Origin of the sequence: Pseudoxanthomonas sp. OG2 (genome assembly GCF_014192765.1) — a bacterium.
GTDB classification, from domain to species: domain Bacteria; phylum Pseudomonadota; class Gammaproteobacteria; order Xanthomonadales; family Xanthomonadaceae; genus Pseudoxanthomonas_A; species Pseudoxanthomonas_A beigongshangi.
In genome coordinates, this window is the sequence record NZ_JACHYM010000001.1 from 430,112 (window position 1) to 450,928 (window position 20,817).

Annotated in this window: 11 protein-coding genes; all 11 read left to right on the forward strand. The window is 68.2% G+C overall.

The features are described 5' to 3' along the window. Positions 1-33: 33 nt before the first annotated feature. The 11 genes from FHW78_RS01920 to FHW78_RS01970 all read left to right on the forward strand — a co-directional run bounded on the left by FHW78_RS01920 (position 34) and on the right by FHW78_RS01970 (position 20,704). Positions 34-2,007: a chemotaxis protein CheA gene (locus FHW78_RS01920; protein WP_183636987.1), complete on the forward strand. Its 1,974-nt coding sequence runs from the start codon at positions 34-36 to the stop codon at positions 2,005-2,007. Positions 2,008-2,099: 92 nt separating this feature from the next. Further along, positions 2,100-3,323, forward strand: a complete 1,224-nt coding sequence (locus tag FHW78_RS01925) for a porin (RefSeq protein ID WP_183636990.1) — start codon at positions 2,100-2,102, stop codon at positions 3,321-3,323. A gap of 208 nt (positions 3,324-3,531) precedes the next feature. Next, positions 3,532-5,778 carry a methyl-accepting chemotaxis protein gene (locus FHW78_RS01930; RefSeq protein ID WP_183636992.1) on the forward strand — a complete coding sequence of 749 codons (2,247 nt, stop codon included), beginning with the start codon at positions 3,532-3,534 and terminating at the stop codon, positions 5,776-5,778. A 360-nt stretch (positions 5,779-6,138) separates the two neighbouring features. Continuing rightward, on the forward strand, positions 6,139-8,781 hold the full coding sequence (locus FHW78_RS01935) for a methyl-accepting chemotaxis protein (protein WP_183636994.1): 2,643 nt from the start codon (positions 6,139-6,141) through the stop codon (positions 8,779-8,781). A gap of 380 nt (positions 8,782-9,161) precedes the next feature. Then, positions 9,162-9,941: a flagellar brake protein gene (locus tag FHW78_RS01940; RefSeq protein WP_183636996.1), complete on the forward strand. Its 780-nt coding sequence runs from the start codon at positions 9,162-9,164 to the stop codon at positions 9,939-9,941. Positions 9,942-10,075: 134 nt separating this feature from the next. Continuing rightward, positions 10,076-10,552, forward strand: a complete 477-nt coding sequence (locus FHW78_RS01945; RefSeq protein WP_141452547.1) for a chemotaxis protein CheW — start codon at positions 10,076-10,078, stop codon at positions 10,550-10,552. Positions 10,553-11,134: 582 nt separating this feature from the next. Continuing rightward, positions 11,135-13,438, forward strand: a complete 2,304-nt coding sequence (locus tag FHW78_RS01950; protein ID WP_183636998.1) for a methyl-accepting chemotaxis protein — start codon at positions 11,135-11,137, stop codon at positions 13,436-13,438. Between the two features lie 205 nt (positions 13,439-13,643). Further along, complete coding sequence (locus tag FHW78_RS01955) at positions 13,644-16,241, forward strand: EAL domain-containing protein (protein WP_183637000.1); 2,598 nt, start codon at positions 13,644-13,646, stop codon at positions 16,239-16,241. After that, positions 16,238-17,773, forward strand: a complete 1,536-nt coding sequence (locus FHW78_RS01960; RefSeq protein WP_183637003.1) for a diguanylate cyclase — start codon at positions 16,238-16,240, stop codon at positions 17,771-17,773. Before FHW78_RS01955 ends, FHW78_RS01960 begins: the two co-directional genes overlap by 4 nt. Positions 17,774-17,904: 131 nt before the next feature. After that, positions 17,905-18,309 carry a hypothetical protein gene (locus FHW78_RS01965; RefSeq protein ID WP_183637007.1) on the forward strand — a complete coding sequence of 135 codons (405 nt, stop codon included), beginning with the start codon at positions 17,905-17,907 and terminating at the stop codon, positions 18,307-18,309. 106 nt (positions 18,310-18,415) lie between these two features. After that, positions 18,416-20,704: a methyl-accepting chemotaxis protein gene (locus FHW78_RS01970; RefSeq protein WP_183637009.1), complete on the forward strand. Its 2,289-nt coding sequence runs from the start codon at positions 18,416-18,418 to the stop codon at positions 20,702-20,704. The last annotated feature ends 113 nt before the right edge of the window (positions 20,705-20,817 follow it).

Consider the following 20,817-nt stretch of genomic DNA (forward strand, 5'->3'; position numbering starts at 1 on the left):
GCCCTTTCCTGACGCCGCCCGGGTTCCGCACCGATGAACATGGACATGCAACGCTTCCACGCCACCTTCTTCGAGGAAAGCCGCGAAGGGCTGGAAGCGATGGAAGCGGGCCTGCTGCAACTGGAACAGGGCAACCGCGACGGCGAGCTGATCAACTCGATCTTCCGCGCCGCGCATTCCATCAAGGGCGGCGCGGCCACCTTCGGCTTCGACGCGGTCGCCGGCCTGACCCACGTGCTGGAAACGCTGCTGGACGAACTGCGCGCCGGCAAGCGCGACGTCGCCACCCCGGCGATCGACGCGATGCTGGCGTCGGTGGACGTGCTGCGCAGCCTGCTGGCCGAAGCCGAGCACGGCCATCCCGCGGATCCGGCGGGGGTCAAGGACGTGCACGCGCGCCTGACCGCGGTGCTGTCCGGCGACGCCGCGCCCGCCGCCAGCGCCGCGCCGGCGGCGAAGGACGCCGCGCCGGAAGGCTGGCGCATCGGTTTCACCCCGGCGCCCTCGCTGTTCATGACCGGCAACGATCCGCTGCGGATCTTGCGCGAACTGGAGCATCTGGCGCCGCTGGAAGTCGCGTGCCGGATCGATCGCCTGCCCGGCTTCGAGCAGATGGATCCGCTGGAAGCCTATCTGGCCTGGGATCTCGGCCTGCTCGGGCCGGTGCCGCGCACCGCCGTCGAGGAAGCCTTCGCCTGGGTCGTCGATGACTGCGAACTGGATATCCAGCCGATCCCGGCCGCGATCGCCGCGCCGTCCGCTCCGGTCGAGGCCATCACCCTCGCCGCTGCCGGCAACGCCGGCGCGGGTGCGCCCGCGCCGGCGGGCAACGACACCGCCGAAAGTTCAATCCGCGTCAGCGTCGACAAGATCGACGGCCTGATCAACCTGGTCGGCGAACTGGTGATCACCCAGGCGATGCTCAAGCAGGTGTCCGGCCTGCTGGATCCCGGCCAGTGCGAACGCCTGTTCGCCGGCCTGGACCTGCTGGAACGCAACACCCGCGATCTGCAGGAAGCGGTGATCGGCGTGCGCATGCTGCCGGTGGACGCGGTGTTCCGCCGCTTCCCGCGGCTGGTCCGCGACCTGTCCTCGCGCCTGGGCAAGCAGGTCCGCCTGCGCACGATTGGCGAGGGCACCGAACTGGACAAGGGCCTGATCGAACGCATCGCCGATCCGCTGGTGCACCTGGTGCGCAACGCGATCGATCACGGCCTGGAAATGCCCGACACCCGCCGCGACGCGGGCAAGGACGAAACCGGCACCATCACCCTGGCCGCTTCGCACCAGGGCGGCCACATCGTCATCGAGGTCAGCGACGATGGCCGCGGCCTCAACCGCGAGCGGATCCTGGCCAAGGCCGCCGAGCGTGGCCTGCACGTGCCGGAGAATCCTTCCGACGCGCAGGTCTGGGATCTGATCTTCCAACCCGGCTTCTCCACCGCCGACGCGGTCACCGATCTGTCCGGCCGCGGCGTCGGCATGGACGTGGTGCGCCGGAACATCCAGGCGTTGGGCGGCGAAGTGCAGCTGGAAAGCAGCGCCGGCCACGGCACCCGCGTGGTGATCCGGCTGCCGCTGACCCTCGCCATCCTCGACGGCATGACCGTCGCGGTGGGCGAGGAAACCCTGATCCTGCCGCTGGGCTACGTGCTGGAAGCGCTGCAACCGCAGGCCGAGGACGTGCGCACGCTGGCCGGCGAAGGCCGCGTGCTGCGCGTGCGCGGCGAATACCTGCCACTGTTGTCGCTCAACGAGTTCTACCGCTACGGCCATGCGCGCGTCGCCCAGCCGTTGGTGGTGGTGGTCGAGGGCGACGGCCAGAAGCTGGCACTGGAAGTGGACGAGCTGCTCGGCCAGCAACAGGTCGTGGTCAAGAACCTGGAAAACAATTACCGGCGCGTGGACGGGATTTCCGGCGCCACCATCCTGGGCGACGGCCGCGTCGCCCTCATCGTCGACGTGGGTGGACTGGTGCGCTCGCTGCGCATGCCGCAAGCCGCCTGATCGCCCCGCCACCTCTCCTCTTCACCGCCGCCTTCACGCGTGGCCGCCTCCGGGTGGCCGCGCAGGGCGTGCGCTTGCCAGATCCTTCCATCATGAAATCCGCTGTCGTTTCCCGCCATTCCCTCGCCCTGATTCCGCTGCTGGCCCTCTCCGCCCCGCACGCCTCCGCCGCCGAAAGCGACGCCACCGGTACGCAGCTCAAGCCGTGGCCGCCGCGCATCGTGTTCGCCAACGGCACCGAGCTGGCCGCCACCGGCAACTACGCCTACGATCTGGTCCGCTTCGACGGCGAGGGTTACGGCACCGCCGCCACCGCGCTGGAGGACGACGAGGACTTCCGCCGCAAGGAATTCGGCTTCACCCTCAAGCGCAAGGGCGTCTACGACGTCACCGCCAGCTACGACTTCCATGCCGACACCTGGATGGACGTGGCGTTGCGGGTGGAAACCAGGGCGCTGCTCGGCCACGACGCCGGCAAGCTGCGCATCGGCCAGTTCAAGTTGCCGGTGGGTTTCGAGGGCTATACCTCCACCCGCGCCGGCAGCTTCCTGGAGAACTCGCTGCCGACCCAGGCGTTCTACGAAAGCCGGCGTGTCGGCGTGGAATGGGCATTCGAGCGCCCCACCCATCTGTGGAACCTGGGCTACTTCTTCGGCAACGATCTGCAGGGCAACAACCGCGGCACGACCCTCGCCGCGCGCGCCGCGTGGACCCCGCGCAAGCAGGCCGGGCACGTGCTGCACCTGGGGCTGTCGGCGTCCGAGGAACATCCGCACAGCGAAGTGAATGGACGCGGCCAGACCGTGCTGCCCGGCGTGCGCTGGCGCGCGCGCCCGGAAACCGCGCTCACCGACACGCGGCTGGTCGATTCCGGCACCCTGACCCGGGTCGACCGCATCCGCCGCGAAGGCGTGGAAGCGCTGTGGATCGAAGGGCCATGGTCGCTGCAGGGCGAATACCTGCGCCAGCAGACCACCCGCGACGCCGGCCTGCGCGGTTACTCGGCCGACGGCTGGTATGTCGCCGGCAGCTGGCTGCTCACCGGCGAATCGCGTGTCTACAACGCCGGCAACGTCGCCAACCCGGTGCCCGCGCATGCCTACGGCGCGTGGGAACTGCTGCTGCGCCACAGCCGCATCGACCTGGACAACGACGGCATCCGTGGTGGCCGCGAGAACAACTGGACGCTGGGCGTGAACGCCTATCTCAACCGCTACTTCCGCCTGCAGGCCAACCTGACCCGGGTGGATGCCCAGCGGGCGGGACGGCGGGCGGATCCACGCATCCTGCAACTGCGCGCGCAGTTCTATTTCTGATTCAACCTGCCCGGCCAAGCCCCGCGTCCGCGCCACGCGTGGACGCGGCGCCGGATTACGTTTCGACGTCGGGCGCGCCCTTACGACCAACGCACCGTCAAGTTCCAGGCGGTGCCGCCGCTAGTAGCGGCATGACATTCCGTCACCGACGCACGCGGCCACACGGGGAGGCTCCGCGCGCCGTTCCTCCTGGAGAGAGAAGCAAGCAATGAACTGGTTCCGCAACCTGCCGATCGCCCGCAAGCTGGCGGTGGCCTTCACCGTCACCGTCATCCTCACCGTCCTGCTGGGCGCCCTGTCGCTGTGGCGGCTGTCGGTGGCCAACGCGCAGATGCTCGCCGTCAACGAGAACTGGATGCCCGCTGTCCAGCACCTGGGCGAAATGCGCGCCCAGCTCGGCGAGTACCGCACCTACGAGCAGTCGCAGCTGACCAAGCAGGGCCAGCCGGAGGAAATCGCCGACTACGAGAAGAAGCTGGTCGATACCCGCAAGCTGATTGACGCCGAGGAAGCGGCGTACAACGCCATCCCCATCGAATCAAGCGCGAAGGAAAAGGCGATTTACGAAAAGGTGAAGAAGGCGCGCGCCGCCTACTTCGAGGCGCACGACCGCATCTCGGCGGCGGTGGCGGCCGATGATTTCGAGGCCGCGAAAGCCATCTCCACCAACGAATCGCGCTTCCTGCGCCGCGAACTGTTCAACCAGCTCAAGGCACTGTCGCAGTACAACGTGGACAATCTGGCGGCGGAGGTCGCCGCTTCCGAGCGCGCCTACTCGCGCACCGTGCTGGCGATGTGCGTCGGCCTGGGCGTGGCGGTGCTGCTGGCGGTGTTCCTGGCCATCGCCATCACGCGCTCGATCACCGGCCCGCTGGCCCAGGTCGTGCGCGCGGTGAACGCGGTGTCGCGTGGCGATCTGTCGATCAAGGTCGAACGCGGCCACCGCGACGAGTTGGGCCAGATGCTCGCCTCCACCGACGAGATGATGAAGATGCTGCGCCGGTTTTCCGACGAGACCCAGCACATGGTCCACATGCACGCCGGCGAGAACATCTCCCAGCGCGTGTCGGAGGATTTCCCCGGCGTGTACGGCGACCTGGCGCGCGGCATCAACACGATGATGTTCGAACATCTGGACGCCATCGTCGACGCCATCTCCATCCTCAACCGCTACGCGATGGGCGATCTCTCGCAGGACGCGCGCCGCCTGCCCGGCCAGCGGGCGATGCTGCACGAGTCGATGGATCGCGCCAAGGCCAGCCTGGCGGCCATCAATGGCGAGATCAAGCGTCTGGCGGCCGCCGCGTCCGTGGGCGATTTCAGCCAGCGCGGCGACGCGCAGCGCTTCGAACATGATTTCCGGGTAATGATCGACGGCCTGAACGCGATGATGGCGGTCAGCGACACCAACCTGGGCCAGTTGTCGCAACTGCTCCAGGCCATCGCCCGCGGCGACCTGACCGCCCGCATGGACGGCGACTTCCACGGCGTGTTCGCCCGCATGCGCGATGACGCCAACGCCACCGTCGCCCAGCTCACCGACATCGTCAGCCGGATTCAAGACGCCTCCACCGCCATCAACACCGCCGCCGGCGAGATTGCTTCGGGAAATGCGGATTTGTCCCGCCGCACCGAGCAGCAGGCCGCCAACCTGGAAGAAACCGCCGCCTCCATGGAGGAACTGACCTCCACCGTGCGCCAGAACGCCGACTCCGCCCGCCAGGCCAACCAGCTCGCCATCGGTGCCGCCTCGGTGGCCTCCCAGGGCGGCAACGTCGTCGGCCAAGTCGTCACCACCATGCGCGACATCGAAGCGGCCTCGCGCAAGATTGCCGAAATCATCGCCGTCATCGACGGCATCGCCTTCCAGACCAACATCCTGGCCCTGAACGCGGCGGTGGAAGCCGCCCGCGCCGGCGAACAGGGCCGCGGCTTCGCGGTGGTGGCCTCGGAGGTACGCACCCTGGCCCAACGCAGCGCCAACGCGGCCAAGGAAATCAAGGGGCTGATTGAAGCCTCGGTGGACCAGGTGGCCACCGGCTCGGCCCTGGTCAACCAGGCCGGCGCGACCATGGGTGAAATCGTCGCCTCGGTCCAGCGGGTCACCGACATCATGGCCGAGATTGCCGCCGCCTCGCAGGAGCAGTCCGCCGGCATCGAGCAGGTCAACCAGACCATCACCCAGATGGACGAGACCACCCAGCAGAACGCCGCCCTGGTCGAGGAAGCCTCCGCCGCCGCCCGCAGCATGGAAGACCAGGCCCGCCTGCTCTCCGAAGCGGTGGATGTGTTCGAGCTCGACGGCCATGCCCCGGCCGCGCGGATGCCGACACCGGTCGCCGCGTCGGCGCCGGCCGTGCGCGCGCCCGCGCGTCCCGCATCGCGCAAACCCGCCGCACCCGTTCGCCGCAAGCCCGAGCCGGCCCTGGCCGACGGCGACTGGCAGGAGTTCTGACCACTGCCTTTCCGCTTTTGCCTCCCCCTTTGAAGAAGGGGGACCGAGGGGATTTGCTCTTCGCGCCAGAGCAAATCCCCTGCTTCGCAGGCGCCCTTCCCTTTTTGCGCTTGCAACAGCCGAACGGCGGGTCAAGGGGGCTATCCACTCCACGGACGACCTGCTTTTGCCTCCCCCTTCGCAGAAGGGGGATTGAGGGGGATTGGCTCTCTCTCCCTCCCTCACGCATCTCCAGGCACGCAACCTCCCGCAAAAGCACGATTACGCCTAAAGCCCTGCATCGCCCGGCCGATGCAGTGCATTGCAGACCGCTCCCCCACCGGCCTGGTGATTCTCCCGTCCTCGCTACCGGCCTTTTTCATGACCCGCTCACTCCGGAACTTCGCAAGCAGCAGCGTCGCCACCCGCCTGATGTCCGGCACGGCCCTGATCGCCGCGCTCGCCTTCGGCGTCACCGCCCTGATCACCTACATCCGCAGCAGCAATGCGCTCCTGGACAGTGCGCAAACCAGCATGCAGAACCTCGCGCAAGCGGAGGCGGAACGCATTTCCGGAGATCTGGAGCGCGCGTTCTCCACCAATGAAACGCTCCGCGACAGTTTCCTCAGCCAGCGGGCGCATGCCGGCCTGGATCGCGGCACCGCCAGCGCCATCATCCGCCAGCAACTGGTCACCCATCCCGAATGGGTCGGCGTGGGCACCATCTGGGAACCGGATGCATTCGACGGCAAGGACGCGGAGAACGTCACCACAGAAGGCCACGACGCCACCGGCCGGTTCATGAGCTACTGGGCCTGGAGCGACGGCCAGCCGATGCAGGAAGCGCTGCGCGACTATGAAGTCTCCGGCAATGGCGACTGGTACCTGCTGCCACGCAAGCTCAAGCAGCCGGTGGTGCTGGAGCCCTACGAATACGAGATCGGCGGTCGCAAGATATTGATGACCACGCTGGCCACGCCGATTGTGGAGAACGACAGGTTTGTCGGCGCGATGACCGTCGATTTCGCACTGGAGTCCCTGCAGAAATCCATCGCCAGGTTGCGGCCGATGGGCGAAGGCCATGTCCGCCTGCTGTCGCCGGCCGGTACCGTGGTCGCCGATCCGGATCCGGCCAAGGTCGGGCGCAAGCTGGAAGACGCCGGCACCCGTGCCGTGCTGGCCAGCATCGCCAAGGGGCAGTCCGTCTTCCGCGAAAGCCGGGATGCGAACCTGGATGAGGATCTGGTGGAAGCCTATGTGCCGCTGCAGATCGGACAGGCCGCGCAGCGCTTTGCCCTGGGCGTGATGGTGCCGCGCTCGCTGCTGATGCAGCAGGCCCACTCGCTGCTGTTGACCATCATGGTGGTCGGGCTGATCGCTGCCAGCGTGCTGTGCGGTGCGTTGTTCGTACTGATGCGCCGTCAGATCCTCAAGCCACTGGCCGAGGCCGTGCGCATTTCCGACGCCATCGCCGAAGGCCGGCTGGACAACCGCATTGCCCAGGATCGCGATGACGAGTTGGGACAGCTGCAGGGCGCGATGCTGCGCATGCAATCCCAGATCCATGCGCTGATCGCCGCGCTGGGCGAAATGACCCGACGCCACCAGGAAGGCACGATCAGCTATCGCATGGACGAGTCCGCGTTCCCCGGCGAGTACGGCCGGATGGCGCGTGAAACCAATGCGCTTATCGGCGAACACATCAAGGTGAAGATGCGCGCGGTCGAGGTGATGCGGCATTACGCCATCGGCGATCTGTCGGTGGACATGGAAGACCTGCCGGGTGAGAAGGCGGTCATCACCGAAGCCATGCGCGCCACCAAGGCGAGCCTTTCGGCCATCAATGCCGAAATCAAGCGCCTGGCCAGCGCCGCGGCCGCCGGTGACTTCAGCCAGCGCGGCGAGGTCGACCGCTACCAGTACGACTTCCGCGACATGGTCGCCGGCCTGAACCAGTTGATGGAAACCACCGACGGCAACCTGGACCAGGTCTCCCAGCTGCTCCAGGCCATCGCCCGCGGCGACCTCACCACCCGCATGGACGGCGACTTCCACGGCGTGTTCGCCCGCATGCGCGATGACGCCAACGCCACCGTCGCCCAGCTCACCGACATCGTCTCCCGGATTCAAGACGCCTCCACCGCCATCAACACGGCGGCAGGGGAAATCGCCTCCGGCAACGCCGACCTGTCCCGCCGCACCGAGCAGCAGGCCGCCAACCTGGAAGAAACCGCCGCCTCCATGGAGGAACTGACCTCCACCGTGCGCCAGAACGCCGACTCCGCCCGCCAGGCCAACCAGCTCGCCATCGGTGCCGCCTCGGTGGCCTCCCAGGGCGGCAACGTCGTCGGCCAAGTCGTCACCACCATGCGCGACATCGAAGCGGCCTCGCGCAAGATTGCCGAAATCATCGCCGTCATCGACGGCATCGCCTTCCAGACCAACATCCTGGCCCTGAACGCGGCGGTGGAAGCCGCCCGCGCCGGCGAACAGGGCCGCGGCTTCGCGGTGGTGGCCTCGGAGGTACGCACCCTGGCCCAGCGCAGCGCCAATGCGGCCAAGGAAATCAAGGGGCTGATTGAAGCCTCGGTGGACCAGGTGGCCACCGGCTCGGCGCTGGTCAACCAGGCCGGCGCGACCATGGGCGAGATTGTCGCCTCGGTCCAGCGGGTCACCGACATCATGGCCGAGATTGCCGCCGCTTCGCAGGAACAATCCGCCGGCATCGAGCAGGTCAACCAGACCATCACCCAGATGGACGAGACCACCCAGCAGAACGCCGCCCTGGTCGAGGAAGCCTCCGCCGCCGCCCGCAGCATGGAAGACCAGGCCCGCCTGCTCTCCGAAGCGGTGGATGTGTTCGAGCTCGACGGCCATGCCCCGGCCGCGCGGATGCCGACACCGGTCGCCGCGTCGGCGCCGGCCGTGCGCGCGCCCGCGCGTCCCGCATCGCGCAAACCCGCCGCACCCGTTCGCCGCAAGCCCGAGCCGGCCCTGGCCGACGGCGACTGGCAGGAGTTCTGACCACTGCCTTTCCGCTTTTGCCTCCCCCTTTGAAGAAGGGGGACCGAGGGGGATTGGCTCTTGGCGCAAAAAGCCAATCCCCCGTCACCCGCTGACGCGGGTGCCCGCCCCCTTTTTTCGCCTTCAACCGCCGAATGGCGGGTCAAGGGGGCCATCCACCGCAAGGACGACCCGCTGTTGCCTCCCCCTTCAAAGAAGGGGGACCGAGGGGGATTGGCTCTTCGCGCCAGCAACAAACACCGCTCGACTCCCCCCGCGCGGGTCAACCCCCATCACGATCACTCTCCCCTTCTCTAAAGAATCCGTGACGAGGTCGATATATCGACAGGTGTCCCGCTCCCCACCGGGCCTGGCCATTTTCCGCTTCCCACATCGAGCCCATGTCCGAACAGATCGAGGCCGCCACCCAGGAACCCGTGCGGTACGACGAGGAAGAGAAGTACCTGCTCCGGCACCCGCGCGACATTCGCCAGGTGCTGCAGGCACTGATCGACCGCCGCGCCCTGATCAGCGCGCACCTGGTGCCGCGCGGCCATGTCTTTCCCACCGCGCTCATCGAGCTCGCCGCCGATGAGGGAAGCCTGCTGTTCGACGGCAGCATCAGCGAAACCATCAACCGCGCGGTCGAGGAAGCGGCCCAGATCATCTGCGTGTCGCAGCTGGATCGCGTGCACGTGCAGTTTCCCCTGACCGATTGCGAACGCCTGCGCGTGGACGGCCAGACCGCCTTCCGCGCGCCTCTGCCGGAGCGCGTGCTGCGCCTGCAGCGGCGCGAGTTCTATCGCCTGCAGGTGCCGGTCTCGTACCCGGTGCGCTGCCTGATCCCGTTCGCCGCCGGCGAGGAGGAACCGCAGTGGGTGGAAATGCGGGTGCTGGACATCAGCGGCGGGGGCCTGGCGGTGGAAGTGCCGCCGGAGCGCCCGGAATTCCGTCCCTTCCGCGAATACACCGACTGCCGGCTCCTGCTGCCGGACGGCGAGCCGCTGCAGGTGCGGCTGATGGTCAAGAACCTGTTCCGCCAGTCCCGCCCCAACGGCCGGGAAATCTGGCGGGCCGGCTGCCAGTTCACCGACCTGCCGCGCGGCGGCGACGCCCAGATCCAGCGCTACATCTTCCGCATGGAACGGCAGCGCAGCGCCCGCGAGCGCGGGATCGGCTGACGCTCCGATTCTGCGGCCCCCATCCCGGTTCCGCGCGCCGCCTCGCCTCCCCGCCTAAAGTCCCCGCCCTCCCGGCCGATGAGTAGCGGGAAGGACGCCTCCGCGTCCCAGCCAGAATGCACAGGAGCATTGCGATGAGCGACAACAAGACCACGGCCGCGGAGTTCCTCAGCTTCGCGCTGGGCGAGGAGCACTACGGGGTGGACATCCTGAAGGTCCAGGAGATCCGTGGTTACGACGCCGTCACCCGGCTGCCGGATGCGCCCGAGTACATCAAGGGCGTGATCAACCTGCGCGGCACCATCGTCCCGGTCATCGACCTGCGCCTGAAGCTGCGCCTGAAGGAAGCGCGCTATGACGCCTTCACCGTGATGATCGTGCTCAACGTCGAGGACCGCGTGGTCGGCATCGTGGTCGACAGCGTCTCCGACGTGATCCCGCTGGAGCAGGATCAGATCCGCCCGACCCCCGAGTTCGGCGCCAGTGTCGATACCCGCTTCATCTCCGGTATCGGCACCGTCGACGACCGCATGCTGATCCTGCTGGACATCGAGACCCTGATCGACAGCGCCGACCTGACCGAACACACCGCCGAAGCCGAAGCGGCCTGACGCCGCTCGCGCGACGGTTCCATCGCATGACCGCCCGCGCGGGGGGAGCCAGGCTTCCCCCGCGTCCGCGCACGCCCCGCGCGGCCGGCTGTCAGGCATTCCCCTACGACCAAGGATGATTCAACGCCCGCGCGCTCCGCGCCGATAGCACTACCGGGCCCAGCGCCCCTCTGCCAGAAGTGAACGGAAGTCCCCATGAAGTCCGCTGCATCCCGCCCGCGTTCCAGTGATCCCTGCCGGTGCGGCAAGTTCCCCTCGATACCGGCCGTGCCGGTCATCGGCGTTGCCGCTCCGTGCAGCGCGAGCGGGCGCCGGAATCATCGCGGACGGCGGCAATGGCAGGCATGGTTCGGCACCACGCAGGGTGCGCACGAATCCGATTCTGTAATGGTGCCGCCCCCGACCGCAGGAGCGCCGTTCCAGACGCGAGCTTCTCGCGCGGGCGAGCCCCCGGCGGAAAGCTCGCGGCCGGAGGCCGCTCCTGCCCGGGTTCCCGTCCGGGTTCCCGCCCAAGCATCCCTTCGTGCTTACGCCGTCCGCCGGCGTACCGCCTGATCCCTCTTTTCCTTCCCCGAGTTCGCCATGAACCTGTCCCGCCGCTTCGCCAACCTGCCGGTCCGGCACAAACTCAACCTGCTCACCGTCCTGATCGCGATCGGCATCGTGGCCCTGGCCGTGATCGCCGCGCGCATGCAGTACCTGGATCTCTATGAAACCCGCAAGGCGGGCCTGAAGACCCGGGTGGAGCTGACCTTCGGCATCCTCGATCACTACGCAGGCCTGGAAAAATCCGGCGAATTGGACCCCGCGGCGGCCCGCGCGAACGCGCTCAAGGCAATCGAGCGCATGCGCGGCAACAAGGGCGTGGACTACTACTACATCCACGACATGCATCCGGTCATGCTGATGCATCCGATCCGCAAGGAATTGGCCGGCAAGCCGATTGGCGACGAACGCAGCCCGGACGGCGTGTTGCTGTATCGCGAGGGCGTGGAAGCCGCGCGCCGCGGTGGCGGTTTCGTCGAGTTCCGCTGGCCCAAGCCGGGCGGCGACGAGCCGATCGCCAAGGTCGTCTATGCCGCGCCCTACAAGACCTGGAACTGGGTGGTGGCCACCGGTGTGTACATGGACGACGTACAGGGCCAAGCCTGGATGTTCACCGGCATCATGACCCTGGCCGGCGGCACGCTGGTGATCATCGTGGTGCTGCTGAGCTGGATCATCGGCACCCGCATCGTGGTGCCGCTGCGGCACGCCACCCGCGTGGCCGAGTCCATCGCCGCGGGCCGGCTGGAGAACGCCATCGGCGAGCAGCCGCACGACGAACCCGGGCGCCTGCTGGAAAGCATGCACCGGATGCAGGACCAGTTGCGCGCGGTGATCGGCGCGCAGCGCGAGATGGCGCGCCGCCATGACGAAGGCACCATCAGCTATCGCATGGACGAATCCGCGTTCCCCGGCGAGTACGGGGACATGGTGCGCGAGACCAACGGTCTGGTCGGCGAGCACGTGGCCGCAATCCTGGACGCGCTGCGCATCATGCAGCGCTACTCCATCGGTGATCTGTCGGTCGACATCGCGCGCCTGCCCGGCGAGAAGGCGCTGATGACCGAAACGGTCGATGCGGTGAAGGCGAGCCTGTCGGCCATCAACGCCGAAATCAAGCGCCTGGCCAGCGCCGCGGCCGCCGGCGACTTCAGCCAGCGCGGCGAGGTCGACCGCTACCAGTACGACTTCCGCGACATGGTCGCCGGCTTGAACCAGTTGATGGAAACCACCGACGGCAACCTGGACCAGGTCTCCCAGCTGCTCCAGGCCATCGCCCGCGGCGACCTCACCACCCGCATGGACGGCGACTTCCACGGCGTGTTCGCCCGCATGCGCGATGACGCCAACGCCACCGTCGCCCAGCTCACCGACATCGTCTCCCGGATTCAAGACGCCTCCACCGCCATCAACACGGCGGCAGGGGAAATCGCCTCCGGCAACGCCGACCTGTCCCGCCGCACCGAGCAGCAGGCCGCCAACCTGGAAGAAACCGCCGCCTCCATGGAGGAACTGACCTCCACCGTCCGCCAGAACGCCGACTCCGCCCGTCAGGCCAACCAGCTCGCCATCGGCGCCGCCTCGGTGGCTTCGCAAGGCGGCAACGTCGTCGGCCAGGTCGTCACCACCATGCGCGACATCGAAGCGGCCTCGCGCAAGATTGCCGAAATCATCGCCGTCATCGACGGCATCGCCTTCCAGACCAACATCCTGGCCCTGAACGCGGCCGTGGAAGCGGCCCGCGCCGGCGAACAGGGCCGGGGCTTTGCGGTGGTGGCCTCGGAGGTACGCACCCTGGCCCAGCGCAGCGCCAATGCGGCCAAGGAAATCAAGGGGCTGATTGAAGCCTCGGTGGACCAGGTGGCCACCGGCTCGGCGCTGGTCAACCAGGCCGGCGCGACCATGGGCGAGATTGTCGCCTCGGTCCAGCGGGTCACCGACATCATGGCCGAGATTGCCGCCGCTTCGCAGGAACAATCCGCCGGCATCGAGCAGGTCAACCAGACCATCACCCAGATGGACGAGACCACCCAGCAGAACGCCGCCCTGGTCGAGGAAGCCTCCGCCGCCGCCCGCAGCATGGAGCAGCAGGCGCAGGGCCTGGCCGAAGCCGTCGATGTGTTCGTCATCGAAGACAGCGCGATGGCCGCATCCCCGTCGGTGGGAGCGCCGTCCCCGGCGCGAGCTTCTCGCGCGAACGGTACCCACCCCGCCAAGAGCTCGCGGCCGGAGGCCGCTCCTGCCCGCGTGGCCTCCAGCCGCACGCTCTTCCCCCGCAAGCCCATGCCGCATCGCGAACCCGCGCCCGCACTGGCGGACGCGGAGTGGCAGACCTTCTGAGCAACCACGAATCGCCCATGACCGCGCCCGACATCCCATTGGTCCGACCACCGGGCATGTCGGCCTCAAGCGAACGCGTCCGTGGCCGATATCTGATCCCGCCTGGAACCAACGGATGGCGCATGAGCCCCGACTTTCCTCCCCATCGCCGCCATGCCCGCCCGATCCTCGCATCGGGGCGGTGCTCCTTGCGCGGTGACAGGGCATGAAAGCATCCGTGTACGCGCCCGCCTCGGTCGACACCGCATTCGATCTGCTGTTCCAGACCCTGGAGCAGTCCAACGACGCGGTGCTCGTGCTCGACGAGCGCAATCGCATCCTGCTGTTCAATACCGCCGCCGAGAAACTCTGGGGCGTGCCGCGGACGCAGGCGCTGGGGCAGCCGCTGCACCACTTCCTGCCTTGTCCGGTCGAAGGTGGCGCTGATCTGCCCGACCACGCCTGCGCCGCGCATTGGATTGGCGGCCATCGCGAGGTGATGCTGGAACGCGGCGACGGCCGCCGCATCACCGCCTCGCTGACGATGTCGCCGGTCGAAGCCGGCGGCCGCCAGTTCCATACCGCCGCACTGCGCGACTTCACCGACGTGCGCCTGCAGCGTGAGCGCATGCGCCAGCTTTCGCTGGTGGTGGATCGCAGCGACAACGCCATCTTCGTCAGCGCACCCAACCGCCAGGTCCTGTACGTCAACAGCGGCTTCACCCGCATGCTGGGCTACGAGCTGGAAGACCTGCGCAACCGCAAGCCCAGCGAAGTGCTTTCCGGCCCGCACACCGAGCCGCAGTTGGGCGACCTCATCGAGCGCTCGCTCGCGCTGTCGGAAGGCATGCAGACCGAAGTGCTGCTCTACACCAAGAGCGGACGTCCGTTGTGGGTATCGGCCGCGATCAATCCGGTCCTCGATGACGACGGCCGCACCATCGGGTTGGTCAGCGTGCTGACCGACATCACCCAGACCAAGGCCCACCAGGTCCTGCATCACAAGGTGCTGGACGCGATGGTGCGCGAGCAGCCGGTGGCCGACGTGATGACCCTGATGTGCCGGGAAGTCGAGCGCATCGCCCCGGAAGTCGCGGTGTCCGTGCTGGCGGTGGATGGCGATGGCCGGCTGCGGCCGCTGGCCGCGCCCAGCCTGCCGGCCGCGCTGGTGGCCGCCTGCGATGGCCTGGCGATCGGACCGCGCGTGGGCGCCTGCGGCACCGCCGCCTGGCGCGGCCGCCCGGTGCACGTGCCGGACGTCGCCACCGATCCGCTGATGCTGGGCTTCCGCGATCTGCTGCTCGGCAACGGCCTGCATGCCTGCTTCTCCAGCCCGATCAAATCCAGCAGCGGGCGCGTGCTCGGCACGCTCTGCTTCTACTATCGGGAACGGGGCGAACCCAATGATCTGCACCGCCGCATCGCCGACACCTGCCTGCACCTGTGCGCGCTGGCGATGGAACGCGAGCAGACCAACGAGCGGGTCCACCAGCTCGCCTTCTACGACACCCTGACCGGCCTGCCCAACCGGATCATGTTCAGCGCCAAGGCCGAACAAGTCCTGGCCAACTCCGCCCAGCTGAGCGCCCAGGCGGCGGTCCTGTTCATCGACGTGGATCGCTTCAAGCGCGTCAACGAGGCGCAGGGCCACGCCGCCGGCGACGGCCTGCTGCGCGATATCGCCGCGCGCCTGGCCGAGGAACTGCCCGGCCCCAACCTGATCGGCCGCCAGGCTGGCGACGAGTTCGTCGCGGTGTTGCCGCAATGTTCGACCGAACAGGCCGCCAGCGTCGCCGAACGCCTGCTGGGCGCCATCGCGCGCCCGGCCACCGCCGGCGTGATGACCCTGCATCCCAGCGCCAGCATCGGCGTGGCGATCTATCCAGACGATGGCCGCGACATCGATCTGCTGCTGCGCCATGCCGACATGGCGATGTATCGCGCCAAGTCCGACGGTGGCGGCAGCGTGCGCTTCTTCAGCGGCGACATGAACCGGGTCGCGCAGGAACGCGTATCGCTGGAAACCGCGATGCGCGAGGCGTTGCTGGCAGACCAGTTCAGCCTGCACTACCAGCCGCAGATCAGCGGCGGCGGCGAACCCACCCTGTATGGCGTGGAAGCGCTGCTGCGCTGGGAGCATCCGGAGCTGGGCACCGTGCCGCCCTCGCGCTTCGTGCCGGTGGCCGAGGAATGCGGCCTGATCGCCGACCTCAGCCTGTGGGTGCTGGAACACGCCTGCGCGCAGATGGCCGACTGGCGCGGTCGTGGACTGCGGGTGCCCCGGGTGGCGGTGAACGTCTCGGCGATCAATTTCCGCGATCCGGATCTGTCGCTGCAGATCGCCAGTTGCCTGGATGCCCACGGCCTGCACCCGGACGATCTGATCCTGGAAATCACCGAGAGCGTGATGCTGGATCCCAATCCGGACGTGCTGGAGAACATCGAGGCGATCTACGTGATGGGCGTGCGCCTGTCGCTGGACGATTTCGGCACCGGCTACTCCAGCCTCAGCCACCTGCACCGACTGCCCATCTACGAGCTCAAACTCGACCAGAGCTTCGTCCGCGACATCGACAGCAGCGCCATCGCCCGCACCCTGACCACCTCGGTGCTGCGCATCGGCGAGAGCCTGAGCATGAAGGTGGTGGCCGAGGGCGTGGAAACCGGCGCGCAGCATGCGTTCCTGGCCGAACAGGGCTTCCCGGTGCTGCAAGGCTACCTGTTCTCCGCGCCGCTGCCCGCGCCGGCACTGGAGCACTGGCTGGGCAACAACGACTACGTGACGATGCCGGCGTCCGGGGACGAGGCCGCGCACGCGCCATGAGCGCCGTCCCGCGCACGCCGCCGGTGCAGCGGTTGCCGGCGGCGTATTCGCTCACACCGCACCTCATCTATCCGCATCGGCTGTACCTGCTGCATGTCATCGCCAGCGCGCTGGCGCTGGCGGCGATGGTGCCGGCGATGTGGACGCTGCAGGTCTCGTCCGGACACTGGATCAGCACCTTGCTGATCGGCCTGGGCTGGCCGCACCTGGCGCGCTGGCGCTATCGCCGCAGCCGCCATCCCAACCGCGCGGAGATGCAGAACGTCCTGGTCGATGGCGTGCTCGCCGGGATGGCGCTGCCGCTGATCGCGTTCAACCTGCCGATCAGCGCGGCGCTGCTCGCGGTGACCTGCTTTGCCGCCATGTTCGGCGGCGGCCCGCGCCTGCTCGCGGGCAATCTGCTGGCCTTCGCGCTGGGCGTGCTGGTGGGTATTCCCATCTACGGCCTGCACTGGTTGCCGGGGCTGGACGGGCTCTCGTTCCTGGCCAGCTTGCCGCTGGCGTTGCTGGCGCCGCTGGCCCTGCTGCACGTCGGCTACGACGTCACCCGCGGCCTGCACCACCGCCGCAACGAACTGGAACTGCGCGGCTGGCACGACGGGCTGTCCGGGTTGTTCAACCGCAGCCACTGGGAAGACACCGTGCGCGGGGAATTCGCCCGCAGCCGCCGCACCGGCCAGCCCGCCACGCTGGTGCTGGCGGATCTGGATCACTTCAAGCAGATCAACGATCTGTACGGCCACGCGGAGGGCGATTCCGTGATCCGCCGGTTCGCGGATCTGCTGCGCACCAATCTGCGCGACATCGACGTGCCCGGACGCTACGGCGGCGAGGAGTTCGGCATCCTGTTGCCGCTGACGCCGCTGCCCGAGGCGATGGAAGTGGTCCGCCGGCTGCACCGGCGCCTGCACGAGGCGCCGCTTTCACGCCATCGCACCATCACCGCCAGCTTCGGCGTGGCCGAGCTGTCCGCCGACATCGACAGTCCGGAGACCTGGATCCGCCAAGCCGACCTGACCCTGTATCGCGCCAAGTACGACGGCCGCGACCGCATCGCCGAACGCAGCGCCGCGCCCGCCGCTTCCTCCGCAATCGACGGCACCCCGCCACGTTCGCCGCCACGTTCGCCCCTGCGCCCGGCGCTGTCGCCGCGCGACCCCGCGGTGCTGGCGCAGTTGCTGCAGGGCATCGACATCGCCGATACCCCGGTGGCGATGTACAACCCGGACGATCAGTTGGTGATGGCCAACGACGCCTACATCCGCCTGCACGGCATTCCACCGGGCGTGGTCCGCTTCGCCGACGTCATCCGCCATGCGCATCGCCTGCGGCAGGGCGTGGCATTGGACAGCGATCCCGAAACCTGGCTGCGGGACGAGCAGCGGCAGCGCCGTCGCGCGCCACGCCGGCTGTTCCCGGTGACGACCCTGGACGGGGTCCGCTTCCAGGGCATCGAGGTGTGTTTCAACGACGGCTGGATCCTGACCACCCTGGTGGCCGCCGCACCGACCGGTCTGGCCAGTCCGGCCTGACGCAAAAATGTGACGCCGTCCGCGAACACGCGGGCCGGCGCCCGCGCCGACTCAAGTTCGCCCCGGAGGGGCCGATGACTGCCTTCAAGACGCCTTCGGCGTCATCGATTGTCCCTTCCCGGAGAGCACCCATGAAGATCGCCACCCTCGTCACCCTGTCGGCCGCCGTCGTGGGCGCCGCCCTGCTGCTGCCGGCCGAGCGCGCCAACGGCCAGGCCCAGATCACCGACGCCATCCCGGCCGACAAGGCGGTGCGTTTCGCCGGCCGCGACGGCACCGTCTGCGGCAAGGTCGGCAAGGCCCGTTTCGCCGAAAACTCCGAAGGCACCCCGACCTTCCTGTACATGGGCGGCGACTTCCCGCGCCACACCTTCACCGCCCGCATCCCGGGTTCGGACCGCGGCAAGTTCAAGCCCGCGCCGGAAACCCTGGAAGGCAAGGACGTGTGCGTGATCGGCAGCATCCAGCGCGACAGCTCGCGCGCCGAAATCGTGGTGACCTCGCCGAGCAACCTCAAGCTGGCATCGATGCGCTGATCGCCCGTTCCCGTCGGCGGCGCCGCGCTGCGGGCCGCCGGTGTCCCCTTCCTTCGCCAGCCACTCCGCCCGCGACGTCGTCCGCCCCGGACCGAGGAAACCTTTCATGCAGTGGATCCAGAACCTCCGCCTGACCCAGAAGATGATGCTGGCCTTCGGCATCGTGCTCGTGCTGATGCTGGTGCAGGGCGTCTCCTCCTTCATCGGCCTGAAGTCGCTCAACGGCGTGACCCGCGAGATGGCAGACAACACGCTGCCCAGCGTGAGCACCGCGGGCGCGCTGCGTGGCCTGATCGGCGAATACCGCGCCACCTCCTTCACCACCCTGGTCCGCGCCAGCGACGCGGTGAAGAACGATGCGCGTGGCCGCGCCAAACGCATCCATGGGGAGATCGACAAGGCCATCGCCGCCTACAAGCCGCTGATCTCCACCGCCGCCGAGCGCAAGGCCTACGAGGCCTTCGTGGCCGACTGGGGCAAGGCGTACAAGTCCTACCAGGACGTCAACGAGATGCTGGAGCTGGATCTGCAGGACGACGCCATCGATACCTTCATCGGCGGCACCTGGAATGCGCACGCCAAGGCGGCCGCCTCGCTGGATGCCCTGCTGAAGGAAGTCAACCGCCAGACCGCCGTCACCGCCCGGAACTCCGCCAGCACCTACACCGCATCCAGCTCGCTGCTGCTGATCATGCTGGTGGCCGGCATCGTCGGCGGCCTGGTCCTTGCCTGGTTCTTCGCCCGCGCCATCGCCCGCGCGGTCGGCGAGGCCGTGCGGGTGGCCAACGACGTTTCGCGTGGCAAGCTGGACGGCAGCATCGACACCTCGCGCAAGGACGAGGTCGGCGAACTGCTGGCCTCGATGCAGCGCATGCAGCACCAGGTGCAGTCGGTCATCGCCGCGCAGTCGGAGATGGCGCAGCGCCATGACGAAGGTTCCATCAGCTACCGCATGGACGACAGCGCGTTCCCGGGCGAGTACGGCCGGATGGTGCGCGACACCAATGCGCTGGTCGCCTCGCACCTGGAAGCGATCGGCAGCGCGCAGCGGATCATGCAGCGCTATGCCATCGGTGATCTGAGCCCGGACATGGATCGCCTGCCCGGCGAGAAGGCGACGCTGACCGAAACCATGGACGCCACCAAGGCAAGCCTGTCGGCCATCAACGCCGAAATCAAGCGGCTGGCCAGCGCCGCGGCCGCCGGCGACTTCAGCCAGCGCGGCGAGGTCGACCGCTACCAGTACGACTTCCGCGACATGGTCGCCGGCCTGAACCAGTTGATGGAAACCACCGACGGCAACCTGGACCAGGTCTCCCAGCTGCTCCAGGCCATCGCCCGCGGCGACCTCACCACCCGCATGGACGGCGACTTCCACGGCGTGTTCGCCCGCATGCGCGATGACGCCAACGCCACCGTCGCCCAGCTCACCGACATCGTCTCCCGGATTCAAGACGCCTCCACCGCCATCAACACCGCCGCCGGCGAGATTGCTTCGGGAAATGCGGATTTGTCCCGCCGCACCGAGCAGCAGGCCGCCAACCTGGAAGAAACCGCCGCCTCCATGGAGGAACTGACCTCCACCGTGCGCCAGAACGCCGACTCCGCCCGCCAGGCCAACCAGCTCGCCATCGGTGCCGCCTCGGTGGCTTCGCAAGGCGGCAACGTCGTCGGCCAGGTCGTCACCACCATGCGCGACATCGAAGCGGCCTCGCGCAAGATTGCCGAAATCATCGCCGTCATCGACGGCATCGCCTTCCAGACCAACATCCTGGCCCTGAACGCGGCGGTGGAAGCCGCCCGTGCCGGCGAACAGGGCCGCGGCTTTGCGGTGGTGGCCTCGGAGGTACGCACCCTGGCCCAGCGCAGCGCCAATGCGGCCAAGGAAATCAAGGGACTGATTGAAGCCTCGGTGGACCAGGTGGCCACCGGCTCGGCCCTGGTCAACCAGGCCGGCGCGACCATGGGCGAGATTGTCGCCTCGGTCCAGCGGGTCACCGACATCATGGCCGAGATTGCCGCCGCCTCGCAGGAGCAATCCGCCGGCATCGAGCAGGTCAACCAGACCATCACCCAGATGGACGAGACCACCCAGCAGAACGCAGCCCTGGTCGAGGAAGCCTCCGCCGCCGCCCGCAGCATGGAGCAGCAGGCGCAGGGCCTGGCCGAAGCCGTCGATGTGTTCGTCATCGAAGACAGCGCGATGGCCGCATCCCCGTCGGTGGGAGCGCCGTCCCCGGCGCGAGCTTCTCGCGCGAACGGTACCCACCCCGCCAAGAGCTCGCGGCCGGAGGCCGCTCCTGCCCGGATGGGATCCACCTCATCGCGTCAGACCCCTGCCGCGATCGTGGAAGCGGCGCTCGCCACCGAAGGAGACGATTGGCAGGAGTTCTGATCCACGGAGCGGAGCTTGCTCCGCTCCACGATGTCCCCATCGGCTCAACATCCCGACAGCCGAGCAAGCTCGGCTCTACGCCTCCCCCTTGACCAGCCATGCGGCTGTTGAAA

What these genes read in the sequence shown, in the direction of transcription:
- FHW78_RS01920 (WP_183636987.1), top strand. Translation starts at nt 34, where the DNA reads ATGAACATGGACATGCAACGCTTCCACGCCACCTTCTTCGAGGAAAGC.
- FHW78_RS01925 (WP_183636990.1), top strand. Translation starts at nt 2,100, where the DNA reads ATGAAATCCGCTGTCGTTTCCCGCCATTCCCTCGCCCTGATTCCGCTG.
- FHW78_RS01930 (WP_183636992.1), top strand. Translation starts at nt 3,532, where the DNA reads ATGAACTGGTTCCGCAACCTGCCGATCGCCCGCAAGCTGGCGGTGGCC.
- FHW78_RS01935 (WP_183636994.1), top strand. Translation starts at nt 6,139, where the DNA reads ATGACCCGCTCACTCCGGAACTTCGCAAGCAGCAGCGTCGCCACCCGC.
- FHW78_RS01940 (WP_183636996.1), top strand. Translation starts at nt 9,162, where the DNA reads ATGTCCGAACAGATCGAGGCCGCCACCCAGGAACCCGTGCGGTACGAC.
- FHW78_RS01945 (WP_141452547.1), top strand. Translation starts at nt 10,076, where the DNA reads ATGAGCGACAACAAGACCACGGCCGCGGAGTTCCTCAGCTTCGCGCTG.
- FHW78_RS01950 (WP_183636998.1), top strand. Translation starts at nt 11,135, where the DNA reads ATGAACCTGTCCCGCCGCTTCGCCAACCTGCCGGTCCGGCACAAACTC.
- FHW78_RS01955 (WP_183637000.1), top strand. Translation starts at nt 13,644, where the DNA reads ATGAAAGCATCCGTGTACGCGCCCGCCTCGGTCGACACCGCATTCGAT.
- FHW78_RS01960 (WP_183637003.1), top strand. Translation starts at nt 16,238, where the DNA reads ATGAGCGCCGTCCCGCGCACGCCGCCGGTGCAGCGGTTGCCGGCGGCG.
- FHW78_RS01965 (WP_183637007.1), top strand. Translation starts at nt 17,905, where the DNA reads ATGAAGATCGCCACCCTCGTCACCCTGTCGGCCGCCGTCGTGGGCGCC.
- FHW78_RS01970 (WP_183637009.1), top strand. Translation starts at nt 18,416, where the DNA reads ATGCAGTGGATCCAGAACCTCCGCCTGACCCAGAAGATGATGCTGGCC.